This window comes from Flavobacterium sp. FlaQc-49 (assembly GCF_044005985.1).
Lineage (GTDB): Bacteria > Bacteroidota > Bacteroidia > Flavobacteriales > Flavobacteriaceae > Flavobacterium > Flavobacterium cupriresistens.
The window spans coordinates 311722-330991 of sequence record NZ_JBIPCS010000002.1 but is presented as its reverse complement, the minus strand read 5'-3'; the positions used below and the strand labels follow the sequence as shown (position 1 = coordinate 330991).

Genomic DNA, 19270 nt, shown 5'->3' with positions numbered 1-19270 from the left:
CGCTTTGTTCTAATTTAAATACTGTCTAAATAATAAATCCCATTCATTTACGAATGGGATTTTTTTATATTTACTTAAAAAACAAAGCTAATGAAATCAACATTTTTAACCTTTGCCGCGTTGGCCTTATTTTTGGCTTCTTGCGGTACTCAAAAGTCAGCTCCGGTTGCTGCGACTGAGCCAGCCGTACCACCAACTGAAACTGCTAAAGGGGTAACATTGACACCTGAGTTGGCGGAAGGTCAAAACTTGTATTCAAACAATTGTGCAAAATGCCATAAATTGTACGAACCTAAAAAATTTACACAGGAAGAATGGACTCCAATCTTAGTGAGAATGGGGAAAAAAGCGCATTTAGACGGTACTCAAATGGCTTCTATTACGAATTATATTAATTCACAATTGTAAACGACTTAAAAAAGCATGCTGTAATCGGGATGCTTTTTTTTTATTCCTACAAGACATAAAAAAACACCTGCATAAAAGAGGTGTTTAAAAGATTAAGTATTGCTCACTGCAATTATTTTTAAAGATTTTATTCCGGCAGGTAACTCCCAATCGACTTCATCGTTTTCTTTAAATCCGATTATGGCTACACTTAAAGGAGCCAAGATAGAAATTTTCCCCGCTTTTACATCTGCCAATGAAGGTAGTACAATTTGAATTTTCATTTGCTTCTTGGCTTTTACATCTTCAATAGTGACAAATGAATTGATTCGGATCACTAAAGGATTAGGAGTGCCGTCTTTACTGATAATCGCACGGTCTAGTTCATGAGAAAGCTGACCGATTTCTTTTGCATTAATAGCATTTTTACTTTTTAAAATCAATTCTCGAAGTAATTGATAATCTGTGGAGCTGAAAACAGGGGTTGGTTTCATAGTGTTATTATTGTTTATTTATTTGAAAAAAAAGTAATGGTTCCGGTTCTCAACATGTACAAAATATACAGATTGTGACTAGAAGTAAATGAATGTAAATGGGATGTTGGTTGAAACAGGATTATTTGACAGAAGAAAGCTTCTTTCAAATAAAACAAATTAAAAAAAGAGGTAAATCCTCCGCCTGAAAGAAGAAATTGAAGTAGACGGAGGCCTAATTAATAAAGGCCTTACTCTGTGAAATAAATGCAACGGCAAGCGGTTTTCTCCTGAAAGAAAACAGTAGTATAAAAATGGTTGATACTATAATACTCGCCATGAGTGATCGTTTGGGTGAATTCGTAAAGATACTTAAACTTTTTGAAAAGTCAGGACGGTTATTTCCATTTGATGTTACAACCAATACTTGGTTTCTGCAAATCTTTTAAAGTTCGGTTATAGATTAACGCATCTATAGCACTTCGTAAGTCGCTCCCGCTTAGTGGAATTCCGTTATTAGGTCTTGAATCGTCTAATTGCCCACGATAAAACAAACGGTCGCTGGCATCAAACAGATAAAAATCGGGAGTACAGGCAGCATCAAAAGCTTTTGCAACTTCCTGCGTTTCGTCGAATAAATAGGGGAAATCTATTTTGTGTTGAAAAGCAAATTCCGTCATGAGTTCCGGAGCATCCTGCGGGTATTTTTCAATATCATTGCTGGAAATCGCAATTACTCCAATTCCCTGAACACGATAATCATTTGCGATCATGATAATTTCGGGAATAACATGCAGTACAAATGGGCAATGATTACACATAAATATAACCAAAGTGCCTTTTGTTCCCTTTAATTCGTCAAAAGAATACGTATTATTTGAATTTGTATCTTTTAGATTGAAGTTTGGAGCTGCTGTTCCAAGCGGAATCATATTGGAAGAAGTTCGTGCCATTTTATAGAGAATTGATTATTCAAAAATAAGGCTAAAATTCTGTTTAAAAAAATAGAGAATCCAATATTAAGGAAGTATCGCACAAAGCTTCTGCTTTTGGTAAAATCGTTAATTTTATTTTTAACATATATTTGATTACAAATTACTTGATTTTATTTTAATAAAGTAAGATTTTTACTTAAATTTGAATTGTGGTACTAAAGAAATAAAGTACATAGAGATAATAGTAAGATAGTAAAGGATTTAAAATGCAGGAATTAGAAACAATAAAACACTTAAGTAATGCTTATAGCAGCTGGAATAGTAAAAAATATAGTTTATGGGAGAAATTGAAGAAAATAGTTGTTGAAATCTTAATAATTGTTTTTGCTGTTATGCTCTCTATTTGGTTTCATGAAAAAAGTATATTGCATCATAAAGAGATGGAAGTTAAACAATTTTTATTAGGGCTAAAGGTTGATTTAAAAAAGGACATATCAGAAATGAAAGAGGATAAAGAAGGCAGTTTGAAAGAAAGGGCAGCATTTCATTATTTGGCAAATGTAAAACCAAATCAGGATGTGAATGTCGATTCGTTAAAAAAGTACCAAGGATCAATTTTTTTGAAGATTTTGCTTTTGCCAAATGATGGGAGATTTGAAGGATTTAAATCATCCGGAAAGATGGGTGATATTGATAACTTGATCCTGCAAAATGATATTATGGATTTATATCAGGAACAATATAAAATATTGCAAACAGTATCAGGTGTCTACTTGGGCAAAAAAGATATGTTTTTTAATTATTATATCAAGAACTTTAAAAAATCATCCGATTCGGTTTCTAATATAAGTGCTATTTTAACCCATAGAAGTGAAGGTCGAAATATTTGCTTTTTCCTTGAAGATCCTTCAGTAGTAGAGGTCTACGATTTGTGTATTAGTAAGTCAGAGAAAGTTGTAGCCGAAATTAATGCAGAATATAATTTAAAAGATTAAAAGAAATAAAATATCCAAAGAGTCCTATGAAAGAGCTTTTTGGATATTCTGGGGTTGGTTTACGAATTTAAGAAATTCAGTAAATCATTGTTTAGTTTTTGTCTTTCGGTATAAAACAATCCGTGTGGTGCGCCTTCATAGGTAACGAAAGTGCTGTTTGCTATTGATTCCGCTGCTTTTTTTGATGTTAGGTCAATCGGTACGGTTTTATCATCTGTTCCATGAATGAGTAGTGTTGGAACTTTTATAGTATCTAACTCACTCCTAAAATCGGTATTCGTAAGCGATTCGGCACATTTCAAAGTGGCTCGTGGCGAGGCAAAGGAGCAAAGCATACGGTAGTATTCTAATAAAGCATTGCTTACCGGTTTGTTGATCACATTTACGCCAAAAAATGTCTTTCCGAAATTATCCAGAAAACCAATTCGGTCTTCCTTGATAGCAGCAGCAGTGGCATCGGCTTTCTCTTTTGGACGCCCATCAGGATTATCTTCCGTTTTTGACAGAAAAGGGATAATTGAGGAGATTAGAACCGCTTTAGTAGCGCCTCTTCCGTCATGTCGGCTAAAGTAACGTACGACTTCTCCGCCGCCCATAGAAAAACCAATCAGTGTAAAATCGCCCAATTGAAGTTGTTCGATTATTTCGTTGAGGTCATCTGTTAAAGTGTCAAAATCGTAGCCATCCCAAGGTTGTGAAGATTTTCCAAATCCACGTCGGTCATAAGCAATTACTCTGAAATTGTTCTGAACCAAAAAATCAATTTGGTATTCCCACATCTCATTAGACAGTGGCCAGCCATGAATTAAAATGACCGGTTTCCCTTTGCCATAGTCCCTTACATATAGTTTTACGTTTTGAGCAGTTTGTATGTATTTATCAGTGTTTCGTGCTTTTACATCAAGATCAGGATCAGTATCTCTAAAAGAAGTGAAGGTATTTATAAAACTATTTTCCATTTTTCGTATTTTTTAATGTTGGCAATACTAATTTGATTAGTAAAATTAAAAATGAAGTGCAAAAAAAAGTTATAGAATTGCTGGCAATAATTACAAAATTTTTAGGTTTGTAAATAAAGACGATATAAAAATGGATTTAACCTGGAGTGAATTTGAAAGAACCGATATGCGAGTAGGAACCATAATCGGTGTAAATGATTTTCCCGAAGCCCGAAAACCGGCCTATCAGCTTACAATTGATTTTGGTGCGGAAATTGGCCTCAGAAAATCATCTGCACAAATTACCAAACGATATACAAAAGAAGAGTTGCTTAACAGACAGATTGTAGCCGTCGTTAATTTTCCTAAAAAACAAATAGGGAAGTTCAATAGTGAATGCCTGGTTCTTGGTGCTGTAGGTGATGAGGGTGATGTGATCTTACTGGCTCCTGATTTTAAAATCGAAAATGGCTTGCGGATTGGTTAGTTTTTAGTCTCAGTCACAGTCTCAGTCACAGTCTCAGTCACAGTCTCAGTCACAGTCTCAGTCACGGTCTCAGTCGCAGTATTCAGTTTAGATTACACGCTTTTCATTTTACATCTCAGAGGCTGCATTTCGCAATCACAATTCCGCTTTTCGAGACTGAGACTGAGACTGAAAACTGAGACTAAATAGTATTAATTTTCGCAACTAATTGTTGTAAAATCAACTGTCCTTCTTCCCAGTATTTTAAATCGGAATCTGAATTGATGTGGCCTTTTTGCCCTACGTTGACAAGTTCACTTCCCCACATTTGGGCAAAGTATTTTTTTCGCTCAAAAGAGGCGTAAGGATCGTTTTCGCTGGCTACAACAATAGACGGGAAAGGTAATTTTATAGTTGGTATTGGAGAAAAGTTTCTGATGCATTCCGGAGTATGCTCGGGAGAGTCTACATCTGCGGGAGCTACTAAGAGTGCACCGACAATATTTTTGTTGTGATTTGAAGCAGCCCAATGCAATACCAATGAAACGGCTAAGCTATGCGCTACAAGAATGGTTGGGCTGTTTAGTTTGGAAATTTCCTCGTTTAATCTTTCGATCCATTCGGTACGAATAGGCTCGTCCCAATTGTCCTGAACAATTCGTTTGGAGTTTTTGAATTTTTCATGCCAGAAAGTTTGCCAATGTTTTTCGCCTGAGTTTCCTAGTCCGGGTAGTATTAATAAATTTGTTTCCATTGCCGTGGATTTGTTTTTAAAGGTTATTTTTCGCGTTGTTTTATAATTCGGTTAACTTCGTTTAAAAGTAATGGAAAGCCTGGCTCAGTCATTCCGTGACCATAACCGTCTAACTCAAAAAGTTTGGTCTGTTTGTGTCCCACAAGTTTCATCATACGGGCCATATAAGCGTTTTCTTCATAGCGACCCAGCATTTCCATTTCACGGTCTCCGGTTATTAGTAAGATTGGTGGAGCGTCGGAACGAACATGATAAATTGGTGCGTAATTATCGATAGTTGCTTGTGTATTCTGAATTCCATTTTCTTTTCTGATTTCGAAATGAGTAATGCACTGACCACTAAAAGGGATAAGTCCTGCAATTTTATTGGCATCAATACCTTCTTTTTGTAACCATTTTTTATCCAGACCAATCATTGAAGTCAGGTAGCCTCCGGCGGAATGTCCGGAAACAAAAATCAGTTCCGGGTCACCTCCGTAATCTGCAATATTATTAAAAGCCCAGGCAACGGCTGCGGCACTATCTTCTATACATTTAGCCGCTTTTACTTTTGGCGATAATCTGTAATTAATGCCTACAATGGCAAAACCTTTGTTTTTCAGAGCTTCCGGAATTTCCATATGCCCTCCGCTTAGGCCCCCGCCATGAAACCAAAGAATCGTTGCGAAGCCCTTTTTGTTTTTAGGATAATATATGTCTAATACGCAACGTTGGTTAATGTAATTGTCATTTTTATTTGTTGCAGAATCGTAATACTGAATATTGGATTTTATTTCATACTTCGTTTTTTGAGCAAAAAGGATACTTGCAGTAAAGAAGAAATAGAGAAGTAGCAGTTTTTTTTTCATTGTTGCGGGTTTTGGAAAAGGAAGCGATAATTTAAAGGTATAAAAAAAGTCCAAAATGCAGGACATGTTGGACTCGTACTTTTTAAAAAGCTATTTTTAGGACTAAATATCGTCGAAATCAATATCAGTAAAGCTAGATCTCTGTCCTTCAGGTTTATCAGAACCGTACTCTTTTTTAAAATCTTTTTGGTGTCTTTCAGAAATTACCTCTTCGCCTTTGTGGTTCAAGACATACGAAGTCATCTCTTCAAGTATTTCAGCGAAAGCACTAAAATCTTCTTTGTACAAGTAGATTTTGTGTTTTTTAAAGTGAAATGAACCATCTTCTTCAGTAAATTTCTTGCTTTCGGTAATCGTGATATAATAATCGTCAGCCTTTGTCGCTCTCACATCAAAGAAATAAGTTCTTCTCCCTGCTCGTAATACTTTAGAAAAAATCTCTTCTTTTTCTAACATGTCATTTTCTCTCATAATACGTTCTATCATTTTTGGAATTAATAGTACTCAAAAATCATAAAAAATTATCGATTACACAACAATTAAAGTAATTCTTTTTCCGAAAGTTGTTTCAAATATAACGAAGAATAATAACCCTCCTGATTTATTAATTGATTATGAGAGCCTTGTTGGATGATTTTACCGTCCTCAAGGATGATAATTTTGTCGGCATTTTTTGCTGAAGAAACCCGATGACTGACAATTATTGTCGTTTTATCTTTACAAATTTCGAACAAATTGTTTAAAATCGTCTCTTCTGTCTCTGTATCGACTGCAGATAAGCAATCGTCAAAAAGTAAAATAGCCGGATTTTTAATAATCGCTCTCGCAATTGAAACCCGTTGCTTTTGTCCGCCCGAAAGGGTGATACCTCTTTCTCCTAATACAGTGTCGTATTGTTTGTTGAAAGCAATTATATTGTCGTGAACAACAGCGTTTTGTGCAGCTTTAATAACTTCTTCGTCTGTGGCATTCTGATTTCCAAATTTGATATTGTTTTTAATAGTATCTGAAAATAAAAAAGCATCCTGAGGAACAATTCCAATGTTGTTTCTTAAATCATTTAAATTTAAAGTACTTATTTCATGTTGGTCAATTGTGATTTTTCCTTGCGTAACATCATATAAACGTGAAATGAGTGATAATATTGTTGACTTTCCGGAACCGGTTTTTCCTAAAATAGCTAAGGTTTCTCCTTTTTTTACTGTGAAAGTTACATTTTTAAGTGCTTCAATATTGGTGTCTTCGTAGGTGTAACTCACGTTTTCAAAAGAAATGGAGCCTTGAATATCGGATGGATTTTGATTGTTATTTTTGATTTCCGGTTCAATTTTCAAAAATTCATTTAGACGTTTTTGCGAAGCTTCGGCTTCCTGAACCATAGAAGAAACCCATCCTAATGAAGCAACAGGCCAGGTTAACATGTTTACATATAAGATAAACTCAGCAATAGTTCCGATGCTTTGAATAGTACCATTAATGTACATAACACCACCAAAATAAATCACCACCAAGTTACTGATTCCGATTAAAGCAATCATTAGGGGGCCAAAAAGGGATTGCACTTTGGCTAAATCCAAGCTCTTTTTCTTGCTTTCGTCAGCAAGAGCAACCATGTTGTTTTGATGTTGGTTTTCTAAAGAATATGCCTTTATTACTCGTATTCCTGAAAAGATTTCCTGAGAGAAACTCGAAACTTTAGATAAATATTGCTGGAAGATGGTACTTTTTTTATTGATGGCTGAACTTAGTTTGAAAATGCAATAAGAGAGTATAGGTAATGGCAAAATCGTATACAAAGTCAGTAAGGGAGATACACTATACATATAGATAATCACAATGGCAAAACGGATAAATGTATTAATCGTATACATAACGGCAGGGCCAACGTACATACGTACTTTTGATACGTCTTCGCTGATTCGGTTCATTAAATCTCCGGTTCTGTTCTGTTTGTAGAAATTTTGGGAGAGATTTTCATATTGTTTAAAGACTTCATTCTTTAGATCAAATTCAATATGACGTGACATTACGATTAAAGTCTGACGCATTAAGAAGGTCAGGAAGCCCGCAACAATGGTAGTAGCTATGATTAGCAGTACATTATGAATCAAATCCTGATGGTACGAAGCGATAATTGTTTTCGATACCTGATCGGCTTTTGGTAATTTGTCGAACTTTTCAATAGCACTTAAGGACCTGCTAATTAGCTTTGGAGTGAATAATGAAAAAATTTGTGCGATTATGGTGATTAAAATTCCTAAAGAGAAACTATATTTATATTTGATGAAGTATTTGTTTAAATAGCGTAATTCTTTCATTTTTTTAAGATATTCAATGTTAAAATGATATTGGTTTTGTGAATTGCTTTAAATAAAAAGCAATAGAAAACGCAATTTGTTCACAATAAATTGATTGTTAATTTGTTATTCTAAAGACAAAAAAATAGCACATGTGTATTTTTTGTTTATGTTTGAGATGTCTTTTTGACAAATTCATAATTTTAACAAATAAATAGTAGCGCTATGGATGCAACTTTCACAACTGGAAAGGAACTTCAAAAAATGGATCCTGTTTTTGGTCAGTTATCTTTTAACGATCACGAACAAATTGTATTTTGCAATGACAAAGATACAGGTTTAAAAGCAATTATTGGTATTCATAATTCAGTTATGGGACCAGCTTTAGGAGGTACTAGAATGTGGAATTATAATACTGAATGGGAAGCTTTAAACGATGTTTTGCGTCTTTCAAGAGGTATGACTTATAAATCTGCAATTACCGGACTGAATATTGGTGGGGGAAAAGCAGTAATTATTGGTGATGCCAAAACGCAAAAAACTCCTGAGTTAATGCGTAAGTTTGGCGAATTTGTTCACTCTTTAGGTGGTAGATATATTACAGCTGAAGATGTTGGAATGGAGACTAAAGATATGGATACCGTTAGAGATGTAACACCTTATGTTACCGGAATCTCTGAAGAAAGAGGTGGTTCAGGAAATCCTTCTCCTGTAACGGCTTACGGTGTTTATTTAGGAATGAAAGCGGCTGCAAAAAGTCAGTTTGGTTCTGATGTTTTAGATGGTAAAAAAGTTTTGGTTCAAGGAATTGGACACGTGGGTGAAACTTTGGTTGAGTATTTGACTAAAGAAGGCGCACAAGTGACTATTACTGATATCAACGAAGAAAAATTGTATCAGGTAGCTTCAAAATACAATGCTACAATTTATACCGGAGAAGATTTATATACTGCAGATGTTGATATTTATGCGCCATGTGCAATGGGAGCAACCATCAACGACGATACTGTAAACAAAATAAAAGCTAAAGTTATTGCTGGAGCAGCTAACAATCAGTTGGCAGATGAGAATGTACACGGAGCAAGATTACAGGAAAGAGGTATTTTATATGCACCGGATTTCTTAATCAACGCGGGTGGAATTATCAATGTTTACGCTGAATTAGAGCACTACGGTAAAGCCGAAATCATGAGCAAAACCGAAAATATCTATAATACAACTTTAGAAATTATCGATTACGCTGTGAAAAACGGAATGACTACACATAAAGCAGCACTTACAATTGCTCAGAATCGTATCGATCAAAGAAAAATCGAGAACGCTAAGAAGTAGTTTTTAAGACTTAGTCTTTAGTCTCAGTTTTCAGTCCCGGTTCTCAGTATACGCTGAAGACTGTGACTGGGAACTGAGACTTTTTTTATTCATTAAAGTTTAGATAACAGATCCTGCAAGGTCTTTTTTTGACCTTGTAGGTATCATGATTGATGTTTTACCCTTGCAAGATCAAAAAATGACTTCGCAGGAAAAATAGAATATATGAAAATCAGGAACTTAAGGATCGAACTCAGATTATTGATAGATTCTGTAAACTGCGACTGAAAACCGTGACTTTCCTTTATTTATCAGTACATTTTAAAGGCCTCAAGCGCGACTGAAAAGGGTGACCGGGACTGCAAACTGCGACTTTCCCCCTACGACTAAAACTTAATTGATTACGAATTGTGTTTTTTATTGGATTAAATTTCATTATAACCTGTTTAATTCTTATTTTTGCACCCTAATTTTAAAATGTTCTTACAAGGTGGTAAATAGAAGACACATACGCGTTAAAGTAATGCAATCCATTTATGCAATGCATCAAAGCGGTTCTGATAATATGGAAAAAGAAGAGAAATTTCTTTTTTATAGCATAGATAATATTCAGGACTTATACCTTATAATGCTTTCTTCGTTGATAGAAATTTGTAAAAAAGAGTCAGTTTTTTTACATCTTTCAAGTAAAAAACATCTTGCAACTGCTGCAGAACGTAATCCGAATGAAAAATTTATCAATAATAAAATTTTTCAACTACTTGCCGAAAGTAATTCACTTAGTATCGCTTTAGAAAATCGTAAAATCAATAACTGGTCATTAAATGATGATTATATTTTATTGCTTTTAAATGATATTAAATCAAGCGAATTGTATACTAAATACATGAGCAATTCGACCAATACTTTTGAAGAAGACAGACAATTTGTAATTGATTTGTTTGCTGATGTTATTGTTCCGAATGATAAATTGTATGAATATCTGGAAGACGATAAATTAACATGGGTTGATGATATTCCGGTTGTAAATACGCATATTATCAAGCAATTGAAAGCGATTAAAACGCAAGATCCGGACGATTTTAGAGTGCCAAAATTGTACAAAGATGTAGAGGATAAAGATTTTGCAAAAGATTTGTTTAGAAGAACAGTTTTAAATGAGTCGATTTTTGCAAAAGAATACGATGATAAAACACCAAACTGGGATAGTGATCGTATTGCTGAAATTGATACTATTATTTTAAAAATGGCAATTTGCGAGTTTTTAAAATTTCCTTCAATTCCTGTAAAAGTAACTCTTAACGAATATTTAGAAATTGCCAAAGAGTATTCTACACCAAAAAGTAGTATTTTTATCAACGGAATTTTAGATAATTTAGTTAAAGAGCTGGAAGCTAACAAAAAGATGATTAAAGTTGGTAGAGGTTTGATGTAATTGAAAGTAATTTTCAAAAACTAGAATTTCAAATTCCAAAAAGAATATTAATAATAAACAAAAAAGTATTTAAATTATGGGACAATTAACTCAATTTGCGCCATTTCTATTAATGTTTGTGGTAATCTATTTCTTTATGATCAGACCACAACAAAAAAGAGCAAAAAACGAAAAAGAATTTGAAAGCAGCCTAAAAGTAGGTGACAAAATAATTACAAAAAGTGGTTTTCACGGTAAAGTAGTTGAACTAGCAGAAACTACCGTAATCATTGAAACAATGTCTGGAAAATTAAAACTAGAGCGTTCTGCAATTTCTATGGAAATGAGCGCTGCTTTGAACAAAAAAGCATAGTTTTTTTTTAAATTCCAAAAATTTTTAAAATCCCAAATTCCAAAGTTGTAATGCTGGAATTTGGGATTTTTTTATGGCTGAAAACTAGTATTCGCTATGACTTTGTCATTTGGAGACGCGTGAAATCATACCCGTAACTCGGCAAAGATTGGCGATTTTTCATATGGAATTTCTGGTGTGATTTCTCCTTCGACTTCGCTCAGGGTGACATTTGGGGGAAGTTTGGAATTTGGAATTTTAGTATTGGAATTTCAGTCCTTTTTTTTGTCATTTCGACGAAGGAGAAATCGCATCCAATATTCGACAAAGATTGGCGATTTTCTATGCGGAGTTTCTTGTGTGATTTCTCCTTCGTCGAAATGACACGGAATCAAGTAAAAGTGTAAGTTAGAAAAATAACAAGCCACATTTGTTCCTTTCGAGGTACGAGAAATCACACGCTTAACTCGACAAAGAATGGTCGCTCACTATGCGGAATTCCTGGTGTGATTTCTCCTTCGTCGAAATGACACGGAATCAAGTAAAAGTGTAAGTTAGAAAAATAACAGGTCACATTTGTTCCTTTCGAGGTACGAGAAATCACACGTGTAACTCGACAAAGAATGGTCGCTTACTATGCGGAGTTTCTTGTGTGATTTCTCCTTCGTCGAAATGACACGGAATCAAGTAAAAGTGTAAGTTAGAAAAATAACAGGCCACATTTGTTCTTTTCGAGGTACGAGAAATCACACGCGTAACTCGACAAAGAATGGTCGCTCACTATGCGGAATTCCTGGTGTGATTTCTCCTTCGTCGAAATGACACGGAATCAAATAAAAGTGTAAGTTAGAAAAATAACAAGCCACGTTTGTTCCTTTCGAGGTACGAGAAATCACATCCAATATTTCACAAACTGCGTGTGTTTGACTTTTGCGTTTTTTCGTAGCTTTAAAGTATAAAAGTTGTGTTAAGCAAATTTAATCTGGAAAATCAGTAGGAGACTTTAGTTATCATTCTTTTTTCTCAAGTAGAAATGAGTAAACAACAATACCCAGTTCCCAAACAATTGGAATTTGGAATTTTAAAAAATTGGAATTTAACTACCTGTATTTATCATTCAACCCAATATGTCCTAAAACCATCGGGATTATCTTTTCGATTCTTGAAAGTTTAGTTTTTTCCTGTTTGGCAGTTTCAATATATTCTAAAAACTCATATTGTTTGTAAGGAGAAAAAGCCTGAAAAGCTTTTGCTAAAGCCGGATTCTGACTCATTTCTTTTTCCAGCAACTCAGAAACGATAGTTTCTTTTTTTGTTGGTTTGATGACTTTTCCCTGTTTTTCGTTTTCAATAGCCTCGAGAATGTATTCCAGAACTTCTTTTTCGTTAACCTCTTCTTTAGAGGTAAAACGCCATTGACGCAATGATTTTGTTTTATCTTCCTGGGCGTTGATGAGTTTCTTTTTCTCGTCTTTCAAGAAAACGCCATTGAAAAACCAAATGGTAAAATAATCCTTAAAACCTCCAATTCCGATAACATTTTTTTTATTGTAAACATAAACGGGGCCGCCCCATTTTATGGTTTCAATCAGTTCGGTTTTGTCAATAATTGATTGAAGAAGAAGTAATTCTTCTTCCCAATTATTGACTTTGTCCCAAACCTGTTTTTTATCGGATGCTGGTTCCAATTATTTTCTTTTTTTAGGTTTTTCAGGTGCATCAAAAATTCCCGGTACTGCTGTTAACTCGGCAATTTTCACAATGACATTAGTTGCTTTTTGGATGCTTTCTGCGGGAACATATTCATATTTTCCGTGAAAGTTATGACCGCCGGCAAAAATATTAGGACATGGTAATCCCATATAAGATAGTTGTGAACCGTCAGTTCCGCCACGAATAGGTTTTATGATCGGTTTTATGTCTAATTCCCTCATTGCTTTTTCGGCTATGTCAACGATATGTTTTACGGGAAGTACTTTTTCTTTCATATTGTAATATTGGTCTTTTACTTCAATAGTTACAATGTCTTCGCCGAACTTTTTGGCGAATTTTTTATTGATTTTCTTCGCAATTTTTTCGACTAACTCTTTTCGTTTTTCGAATTTTTTCTTGTTGTGATCGCGAATGATAAGTTCTAAAACGGTTTCTTCAATATGTCCTGCGATATGATGAACGTGAAAGAAGCCTTCATACCCTTTAGTTTGTTGTGGTGTTTCTCCTTTTGGAAGTTCATTGATAAAATCATTTGCAATCAGCATTGAATTGATCATTTTTCCTTTTGCATAACCCGGATGAACACTTTTTCCTTTAAAAGTAATTTTGGCGCCTGCAGCGTTAAAATTTTCGTATTCTAATTCGCCAATCTGACTTCCGTCCATCGTGTAAGCCCATTGCGCTCCGAATTTCTCTACGTCAAAATGATGTGCGCCGCGACCGATTTCTTCGTCAGGGGTAAATCCAATTCTGATTTTACCGTGTTTGATTTCAGGGTGTTGTACCAGATACTCCATTGCTGAAACAATCTCAGTAATTCCGGCTTTATCATCGGCACCTAATAGCGTTGTTCCGTCAGTTGTGATGATCGTTTGACCTTTATATTGTAATAAATCTTTGAAATAGTCAGGCGATAAAATGATGTTTTTTTCGGCATTCAGAACAATGTCTTTTCCGTCGTAATTTTCGACAATTTGTGGTTTTACGTTAGCTCCGCTAAAATCCGGGGAAGTGTCAAAATGCGAAATAAATCCAATTGTAGGGACTTCATGATCCACATTGCTTGGCAAAGTAGCCATGATGTATGCTTTGTCGTCTATTGTAACGTCTTCTAAACCAATTGTTTTTAGTTCTTCGACTAATTTATTGGCAAGGTTCCATTGTTTTTCTGTACTTGGAGTTGTTTTTGAATTTGGATCAGATTCTGTATCAATTGTTACATAACTTATAAAACGATCAATAATATGTTGCATTTTTTTATTTTTTAGCAAATATAGACATTTTTCTTAGCTGTAAAATTGTAGCTCTTAATATCTAAATTCAAATAAAAAAGGATTCTGTTTTATAGAACCCTTTTGTTGTGTTTTATTTTCAGATGCTTTTTACGCATCTAAACCCAAGATGATTGGCTGTAGATCTGATTTCTCCTTTTCCTCTTGTGCCGACCATATAGCGCGTGCAATACTGATCGGTGCATAAAAAGGATCCGCCTCGATGTACTCTTTTTTTCTCTGTTGGATCGCTTGGGTCATTGTAAGCTTTCGGTCCTTGTGGGTTTTTGGTGATTTTTCCATCTCCGGCTAACGTTTGGTAGTAATCTACACTATACCAATCGTTGACCCATTCCCATACATTTCCGCCTATGTCATAGAGGCCATAGGTATTTGGTTCAAATTGTGCAGTTGGTGCAATTCCTTTAAAACCATCTTCACCAGTGTCTCCGTCTTTGATTGGAAAGTGCCCCTGATATATATTGGCTTGAAATTTCCCATTTGGTTTTAATGTATTTCCCCAGGCGTATAAGTTTCCGGTTTTACCGCCACGGGCAGCAAATTCCCATTCCGCCTCAGTAGGTAATCTTTTGCCGGCCCATTTTGCATAAGCAGCAGCATCTTCATAGGTAATGTGAACTACAGGATATTTTTCTTTTCCTTTAATGCTACTTTGAGGGCCTTCGGGATGCTTCCAGTCGGCACCGCCAACATAGGACCACCATTGTAAAAAGTTGTTGAGATTAACTGCGGCTGGTGTCGGAGTAAATATAACAGATCCTGTTATTAGATCTTCTTCGGCTGCCGTTGGAAATTCTTCTTTAGTTGGTTTCTGTTCCGCAACAGTTACGTATCCAGTGGCTTTTACAAATTTTGCATATTCTTCGTTGGTGACTTCGGTTTTATCCATAAAATAACCGTCAACATAAACGCGGTGAATAGGAGCAGCGTCTTTTGTTACGCCTTTTATATTGCACAAACTTTCATCTTCAACATTACTGCCCATCGAAAATTCTCCACCGGGAATCCAAACCATTCCTTTTGGTGCTTTAGAGGGGGCGGGATTTTTGTTTGCAATGGTTGGTTTAAAATCAGATTCGGCTGTAGTATTTGGAGTTTCAGCACAATCTACGGCAGCCAGTTTTTCTTTCGGACTTTTAAAAGTGGTATAACCGAAAGCAAGAGTAATAATGGAGATGGTAAGTATGGCAAAAATCCAATAAGTTTTAGTTTTCATTTTGGGTGATTTTGGTTTGAATGGTATTGATGTATAGGGTAATAATGCCTATGATATAAAAAAATAACCTTATTAAATACAATTTGTTTAATAAGGTTATCTAATTTCATTTCAAATATATAAAAATTCTACTGTTTCTATAGAGTAAATAGTTTTTATCTGAATTATTTTATTTTTTCATCAGAACTATTTATTTATCTTCTTCAACAAGAGCTACTTCGTATTTGTCTTTACCATCAACTTGTACAGGTTGATAGTACGTTTCACCAAATTTGATGTATTTTACATCACCAACGGTAACTTCTTCACCACCTTCAGGCAGGCTTTCAACTATTGTTCCTGCTGTTGGTGCTACTACTTTATAATTGCTGCCGTCTTTTTCATAATAGGTTCCGCCGTAATAATAATTGTTGACCGTTCCTGTATTGACCGTCTGGGCACCACTTGGAATATTGTTGACCGTTCCTCCAACCGGAGCCGGTACGGCAGTGTAACCTCCGCTTGATGATTGGTACCAAACCCCTTGATCATAGTGGTATTGAGTGCTCTCTACGCTAACAACAATTGCTGTAACGGCCAAAGACGTAATAAAGAATCCCCATGGATGCCAAACTGGTCCCCAATAAAAAGGTCTGTACGGATGGTAGAAATAAGGGTGGTAACAATTGTATCGGTATCCGCCATATCGGTATGCAGGACGACCATAAGCAACATTGTTTCTTCTTACAACCGTATTACGATTGTTACGAACGTGAACGCTGTTGTTTACATTTATGTTTACGTTGTTTCTGTTTTTATTAACAGTATTACCGCTAATGTTGTTTCTGTTGCCGGTTTTGTTTCTGTTTGTTGTAGCATTCCCTCTGTTATTGGTTACTTTATTGTCTCCAATTTTTGTTCCGGAATTATTGGGTCTGGTTACTTTGTTGTTAGTGTTGCCAGATCTGTTGATTGTGGAGGTTTTGTTCCCTGCAGCTGGCCTTGTTGGTCTTGTTGTGTTCGCAGGTCTGGCTTTTGGTGCAGGTCTGGCCTGAGTAGCTCCGCCCGCGCGATGTGCACCGCCGCCGGCATGTCCGCCACCGCCACCATGACGTTGTGCCATACCGTCAAGTGAAATTAGAAAAAAAGAGCCTATCAAGCATTGGACTGCCAACTTTTTAATTGCATTTTTTATATTTTTCATCTTCAGTGTTTTAGGTTCACTAAATTATAAAAAAAAACGTATAAATATTTAAAAATTAAACTGATTTTAACGAACAAGTGCATTTAATTCCGGTTTTTAAGTAAATTTTTGTAGCAGTATTAAACTATCATAGGGACACTTTCAAGTATTATAATTAAATTTGCCACCGAAAAAACAACAACAACAACACACTATGTATAAATTGATAATTCGTCCGATACTTTTTTGGTTTGATCCGGAAGAAGTACATTACTTCACTTTCTCTTTCGTTAAATTCATTTCAAAAATACCAGGAGTTTCGTCAATAATTAAATCCGTTTACGAAGTAAAAGATAATCGTCTGGAAAGAGAAGTTTTTGGAATTAAATTTAAAAACCCCGTAGGACTTGCAGCAGGATTTGATAAAGATGCTAAATTGTATAAAGAACTTTCTGATTTTGGATTCGGTTTTATTGAAATTGGAACCGTTACCCCAGTGGGCCAGGAAGGAAATCCTAAAAAACGTTTGTTTCGCTTAAAAGAAGATCAAGCGATTATCAATCGAATGGGATTCAATAACGGTGGAGTTCTGGAAGCTGTAGAACGTTTAAAAAAGAATTCAAATGTTTTAATAGGAGGTAATATTGGTAAAAATAAAGTCACTCCAAACGAAAACGCGGTAGACGATTATATTATTTGTTTTGATGCCTTATTTGATCATGTTGATTATTTTGTGGTGAATGTAAGTTCTCCAAATACCCCAAATTTAAGAGCGCTGCAAGACAAAGAGCCACTAACAGCTTTGTTGCAGACGTTGCAGGACAGAAATATAGAAAAGCAAAAAACAAGCAGTCAAAAAGTAAAACCTATTTTATTGAAAATTGCTCCGGATTTAACAGATGAGCAGTTATTGGATATTATTGATATCGTCAAAACAACTCAAATTGCCGGCGTAATTGCTACCAATACTACCATCTCACGTGACGGATTGCAAGCTGCGAATCAAACAGAAATGGGTGGTTTGTCAGGGAAGCCCTTAACGAAGCGTTCTACAGAGGTTATTCGTTTTCTTTCTGAGAAAAGTAATAAAGCATTCCCTATTATCGGAGTAGGAGGTATTCACTCTGCGGATGATGCGATCGAAAAGTTAAATGCAGGAGCAAGTCTGGTACAATTGTATACCGGTTTTATTTATGAAGGCCCCGCCTTGATAAAAGCCATCAATAAAAAGATTTTAAAGCAATTTTAAAAGTAATGCCTGCGCGATAAGTCCGGTGAGGATTGCGGTACCAAAACTCAGTAAAGTACCAATTAGAACATATTCGGTAAGTTTTCTGTCTTTGGCTTCTTTTAGATCACCAAATCTAAAAACCGATTTTGCAGCCAATAAAAATCCAATGGCTTCAAAGTGACCCGTCAGTATAAAACAGAAAACAAACAGACGCTCTAATATACCAATATAGTTTCCGGCTTTAGCCAGTGAATTATCGCTATGCGCATTGCTGCTTTCAGGGCTCCAGATGGAAATGATTATTTTGATAAAAATAGAGGTTGGTTTTGTGACCAATAAAATTCCTGTGATTAAAATCCAAAACTGATTGCCAAACCAGCTGATGTCGATTGATTTGTCTTGATAGAGAAAAACAACTCCGATTAAAACTAAAACATGCAGAATTTGGTCTACTATAAACCAGGTGCGTTTTGTTTTATTTTTTTGAAAATGTAGCTTGATCAGATCAATTATTCCGTGTGAAATGGTAATAAAAACGGCATAGGGTATAAATTGAATTTCTCCGACAAGAATGGCCGTCAAAACTCCGTGAAGAAGAATATGAAGATATAAATAAATACTTTTATGTTTTTTAGCTTCTTTATTGGCTACCCATGAATTGGGCTGGCCTATAAAATCGCCTAATAGGTGGGCTAAAAGTAATTTTATAAATAAAAGCATAAGACTATAAAGTGTTTATTTGTTTTCTAAAATAACGATCCAGGCTTAGTATCAAATCAAATTGGGCACGTTTTTGTCTGCGACTCACAGCAGCTCTTTTGATGCCTAACTTCGGTGCTAATTCTTCTTGAGATAAACTCGGGTTTTCTATTGCAATAGCTACAAATTCGGCAGATTGTGCCGGCCAGTTGTCCATAAAAGTAAGGGCTAGCTGAAGCATCAGATTCATTTTTTCGTCGATTAGCGGGTTAGCTGTTTGTATCGCTAAGGTCACTTTTTGTTTCTTTAAAGTCTCAAAAAGTTCCCCCGAATGGATGAAAGCAGAGCCATTGCTTTCGGATATTTTTTCAGCAGCATGTGTTTTGTCGCCAAATCCAATGCTCATTCTCGCATCGAGTTTGATAGATTTTAAATGTGCTTTTACTAAAATCGCCGACAATAAAGCGTCTTCAGGGTTCTTTATTTCGATTTGAAATTCGTCTCCTCTGTATACTTCCCATTGCAGGGGTGCCTCGCCAAATAAAGACAGGATCTTTTTTAAACCTTCTACCCAATCTTTTGATTTCTGTTTTCTGGAGTCAATTAAGTCTCCTGTGATTACACTAGTCATAGATTCAAATATAATAAATAATAATAGTATTACAAAAGTACATAATATTTTTACATGTTACGTTTTTGTGTAACATTTTGCATTGTTACGTTATTATGTAACATCTTCAAATGTTACACAATCAGGTAATTTTAGCATTAAAGAAAATTATAGTTT

At 35.3% G+C, this 19270-nt stretch carries 20 protein-coding genes; 7 read left to right on the top strand and 13 right to left on the bottom strand.

What is annotated here, in order from left to right; translation table 11 throughout:
- Nucleotides 1-90 precede the first annotated feature (90 nt).
- Complete coding sequence (locus ACHRV3_RS04685) at nucleotides 91-408, top strand: cytochrome c (RefSeq protein ID WP_230004988.1); 318 nt, start codon at nucleotides 91-93, stop codon at nucleotides 406-408.
- Between the two features lie 92 nt (nucleotides 409-500).
- Here ACHRV3_RS04685 and ACHRV3_RS04680 read toward each other — a convergent pair whose 3' ends face one another.
- Nucleotides 501-881, bottom strand: a complete 381-nt coding sequence (locus tag ACHRV3_RS04680) for a GreA/GreB family elongation factor (RefSeq protein ID WP_395433490.1) — start codon at nucleotides 879-881, stop codon at nucleotides 501-503.
- Nucleotides 882-1258: 377 nt separating this feature from the next.
- Nucleotides 1259-1813, bottom strand: a complete 555-nt coding sequence (locus ACHRV3_RS04675) for a thioredoxin family protein (RefSeq protein ID WP_230005157.1) — start codon at nucleotides 1811-1813, stop codon at nucleotides 1259-1261.
- Nucleotides 1814-2061: 248 nt separating this feature from the next.
- Here ACHRV3_RS04675 and ACHRV3_RS04670 point away from each other — a divergent pair, with 248 nt between their 5' ends.
- Nucleotides 2062-2790 carry a hypothetical protein gene (locus tag ACHRV3_RS04670; RefSeq protein ID WP_395433489.1) on the top strand — a complete coding sequence of 243 codons (729 nt, stop codon included), beginning with the start codon at nucleotides 2062-2064 and terminating at the stop codon, nucleotides 2788-2790.
- A 59-nt stretch (nucleotides 2791-2849) separates the two neighbouring features.
- Here the strand turns inward: ACHRV3_RS04670 and ACHRV3_RS04665 are convergent, their stop codons facing one another.
- Nucleotides 2850-3749 carry an alpha/beta fold hydrolase gene (locus ACHRV3_RS04665; protein ID WP_082210611.1) on the bottom strand — a complete coding sequence of 300 codons (900 nt, stop codon included), beginning with the start codon at nucleotides 3747-3749 and terminating at the stop codon, nucleotides 2850-2852.
- A 130-nt stretch (nucleotides 3750-3879) separates the two neighbouring features.
- On the opposite strand from ACHRV3_RS04665, the gene ACHRV3_RS04660 reads away from it, so the two are divergent.
- Nucleotides 3880-4215, top strand: coding sequence for a tRNA-binding protein (locus tag ACHRV3_RS04660; RefSeq protein WP_047775451.1), 336 nt, complete (start codon nucleotides 3880-3882; stop codon nucleotides 4213-4215).
- Between the two features lie 181 nt (nucleotides 4216-4396).
- Here ACHRV3_RS04660 and ACHRV3_RS04655 read toward each other — a convergent pair whose 3' ends face one another.
- The 4 genes from ACHRV3_RS04655 to ACHRV3_RS04640 form a co-directional block, all read right to left on the bottom strand.
- The gene (locus ACHRV3_RS04655; protein ID WP_395433488.1) at nucleotides 4397-4948 is read right to left on the bottom strand and encodes an RBBP9/YdeN family alpha/beta hydrolase; all 552 of its coding nucleotides are present in this window, start codon (nucleotides 4946-4948) and stop codon (nucleotides 4397-4399) included.
- A gap of 23 nt (nucleotides 4949-4971) precedes the next feature.
- Nucleotides 4972-5796 carry an alpha/beta hydrolase gene (locus ACHRV3_RS04650; protein ID WP_395433486.1) on the bottom strand — a complete coding sequence of 275 codons (825 nt, stop codon included), beginning with the start codon at nucleotides 5794-5796 and terminating at the stop codon, nucleotides 4972-4974.
- Between the two features lie 102 nt (nucleotides 5797-5898).
- Complete coding sequence (locus ACHRV3_RS04645) at nucleotides 5899-6267, bottom strand: PUR family DNA/RNA-binding protein (RefSeq protein ID WP_029268690.1); 369 nt, start codon at nucleotides 6265-6267, stop codon at nucleotides 5899-5901.
- Nucleotides 6268-6335: 68 nt separating this feature from the next.
- The gene (locus ACHRV3_RS04640; RefSeq protein ID WP_395426866.1) at nucleotides 6336-8114 is read right to left on the bottom strand and encodes an ABC transporter ATP-binding protein; all 1779 of its coding nucleotides are present in this window, start codon (nucleotides 8112-8114) and stop codon (nucleotides 6336-6338) included.
- A gap of 204 nt (nucleotides 8115-8318) precedes the next feature.
- Between ACHRV3_RS04640 and ACHRV3_RS04635 the strand changes: the two genes are divergently transcribed.
- From ACHRV3_RS04635 to yajC, 3 genes are all read left to right on the top strand, one after another.
- A complete protein-coding gene (locus ACHRV3_RS04635) occupies nucleotides 8319-9425 on the top strand; it encodes a Glu/Leu/Phe/Val dehydrogenase (RefSeq protein ID WP_047775457.1) in 1107 nt (368 codons plus the stop codon).
- Between the two features lie 502 nt (nucleotides 9426-9927).
- Nucleotides 9928-10839 carry a transcription antitermination factor NusB gene (gene nusB, locus ACHRV3_RS04630; RefSeq protein ID WP_395426867.1) on the top strand — a complete coding sequence of 304 codons (912 nt, stop codon included), beginning with the start codon at nucleotides 9928-9930 and terminating at the stop codon, nucleotides 10837-10839.
- A gap of 76 nt (nucleotides 10840-10915) precedes the next feature.
- On the top strand, nucleotides 10916-11191 hold the full coding sequence (yajC, locus tag ACHRV3_RS04625; RefSeq protein ID WP_047775458.1) for a preprotein translocase subunit YajC: 276 nt from the start codon (nucleotides 10916-10918) through the stop codon (nucleotides 11189-11191).
- 1079 nt (nucleotides 11192-12270) lie between these two features.
- Here the strand turns inward: yajC and ACHRV3_RS04620 are convergent.
- The 4 genes from ACHRV3_RS04620 to ACHRV3_RS04605 all read right to left on the bottom strand — a co-directional run bounded on the left by ACHRV3_RS04620 (nucleotide 12271) and on the right by ACHRV3_RS04605 (nucleotide 16574).
- Complete coding sequence (locus ACHRV3_RS04620; protein WP_395433485.1) at nucleotides 12271-12858, bottom strand: YdeI family protein; 588 nt, start codon at nucleotides 12856-12858, stop codon at nucleotides 12271-12273.
- Nucleotides 12859-14136: a peptidase T gene (pepT, locus tag ACHRV3_RS04615; protein ID WP_395433483.1), complete on the bottom strand. Its 1278-nt coding sequence runs from the start codon at nucleotides 14134-14136 to the stop codon at nucleotides 12859-12861.
- 118 nt (nucleotides 14137-14254) lie between these two features.
- Nucleotides 14255-15391, bottom strand: coding sequence for a formylglycine-generating enzyme family protein (locus ACHRV3_RS04610; RefSeq protein ID WP_395433482.1), 1137 nt, complete (start codon nucleotides 15389-15391; stop codon nucleotides 14255-14257).
- 190 nt (nucleotides 15392-15581) lie between these two features.
- Nucleotides 15582-16574, bottom strand: a complete 993-nt coding sequence (locus ACHRV3_RS04605; protein ID WP_395433481.1) for a DUF6515 family protein — start codon at nucleotides 16572-16574, stop codon at nucleotides 15582-15584.
- A 193-nt stretch (nucleotides 16575-16767) separates the two neighbouring features.
- On the opposite strand from ACHRV3_RS04605, the gene ACHRV3_RS04600 reads away from it, so the two are divergent.
- Nucleotides 16768-17802 carry a quinone-dependent dihydroorotate dehydrogenase gene (locus tag ACHRV3_RS04600; RefSeq protein ID WP_395433480.1) on the top strand — a complete coding sequence of 345 codons (1035 nt, stop codon included), beginning with the start codon at nucleotides 16768-16770 and terminating at the stop codon, nucleotides 17800-17802.
- Here the strand turns inward: ACHRV3_RS04600 and ACHRV3_RS04595 are convergent.
- Both ACHRV3_RS04595 and ACHRV3_RS04590 read right to left on the bottom strand, forming a co-directional pair.
- Nucleotides 17788-18504, bottom strand: coding sequence for a DUF3307 domain-containing protein (locus ACHRV3_RS04595; RefSeq protein WP_395433479.1), 717 nt, complete (start codon nucleotides 18502-18504; stop codon nucleotides 17788-17790). The two genes, ACHRV3_RS04600 and ACHRV3_RS04595, sit on opposite strands and share 15 nt — an antisense overlap.
- A gap of 4 nt (nucleotides 18505-18508) precedes the next feature.
- Nucleotides 18509-19114 carry a hypothetical protein gene (locus ACHRV3_RS04590; RefSeq protein ID WP_395433478.1) on the bottom strand — a complete coding sequence of 202 codons (606 nt, stop codon included), beginning with the start codon at nucleotides 19112-19114 and terminating at the stop codon, nucleotides 18509-18511.
- Nucleotides 19115-19270: the final 156 nt, after the last annotated feature.

Bases quoted from the DNA above. Each gene is read 5' to 3' on its own strand.
- ACHRV3_RS04685 (WP_230004988.1), top strand. From the start codon at position 91: ATGAAATCAACATTTTTAACCTTTGCCGCGTTGGCCTTATTTTTGGCT.
- ACHRV3_RS04680 (WP_395433490.1), bottom strand. From the start codon at position 881: ATGAAACCAACCCCTGTTTTCAGCTCCACAGATTATCAATTACTTCGA.
- ACHRV3_RS04675 (WP_230005157.1), bottom strand. From the start codon at position 1,813: ATGGCACGAACTTCTTCCAATATGATTCCGCTTGGAACAGCAGCTCCA.
- ACHRV3_RS04670 (WP_395433489.1), top strand. From the start codon at position 2,062: ATGCAGGAATTAGAAACAATAAAACACTTAAGTAATGCTTATAGCAGC.
- ACHRV3_RS04665 (WP_082210611.1), bottom strand. From the start codon at position 3,749: ATGGAAAATAGTTTTATAAATACCTTCACTTCTTTTAGAGATACTGAT.
- ACHRV3_RS04660 (WP_047775451.1), top strand. From the start codon at position 3,880: ATGGATTTAACCTGGAGTGAATTTGAAAGAACCGATATGCGAGTAGGA.
- ACHRV3_RS04655 (WP_395433488.1), bottom strand. From the start codon at position 4,948: ATGGAAACAAATTTATTAATACTACCCGGACTAGGAAACTCAGGCGAA.
- ACHRV3_RS04650 (WP_395433486.1), bottom strand. From the start codon at position 5,796: ATGAAAAAAAAACTGCTACTTCTCTATTTCTTCTTTACTGCAAGTATC.
- ACHRV3_RS04645 (WP_029268690.1), bottom strand. From the start codon at position 6,267: ATGAGAGAAAATGACATGTTAGAAAAAGAAGAGATTTTTTCTAAAGTA.
- ACHRV3_RS04640 (WP_395426866.1), bottom strand. From the start codon at position 8,114: ATGAAAGAATTACGCTATTTAAACAAATACTTCATCAAATATAAATAT.
- ACHRV3_RS04635 (WP_047775457.1), top strand. From the start codon at position 8,319: ATGGATGCAACTTTCACAACTGGAAAGGAACTTCAAAAAATGGATCCT.
- nusB (WP_395426867.1), top strand. From the start codon at position 9,928: ATGCAATCCATTTATGCAATGCATCAAAGCGGTTCTGATAATATGGAA.
- yajC (WP_047775458.1), top strand. From the start codon at position 10,916: ATGGGACAATTAACTCAATTTGCGCCATTTCTATTAATGTTTGTGGTA.
- pepT (WP_395433483.1), bottom strand. From the start codon at position 14,136: ATGCAACATATTATTGATCGTTTTATAAGTTATGTAACAATTGATACA.
- ACHRV3_RS04610 (WP_395433482.1), bottom strand. From the start codon at position 15,391: ATGAAAACTAAAACTTATTGGATTTTTGCCATACTTACCATCTCCATT.
- ACHRV3_RS04605 (WP_395433481.1), bottom strand. From the start codon at position 16,574: ATGAAAAATATAAAAAATGCAATTAAAAAGTTGGCAGTCCAATGCTTG.
- ACHRV3_RS04600 (WP_395433480.1), top strand. From the start codon at position 16,768: ATGTATAAATTGATAATTCGTCCGATACTTTTTTGGTTTGATCCGGAA.
- ACHRV3_RS04595 (WP_395433479.1), bottom strand. From the start codon at position 18,504: ATGCTTTTATTTATAAAATTACTTTTAGCCCACCTATTAGGCGATTTT.
- ACHRV3_RS04590 (WP_395433478.1), bottom strand. From the start codon at position 19,114: ATGACTAGTGTAATCACAGGAGACTTAATTGACTCCAGAAAACAGAAA.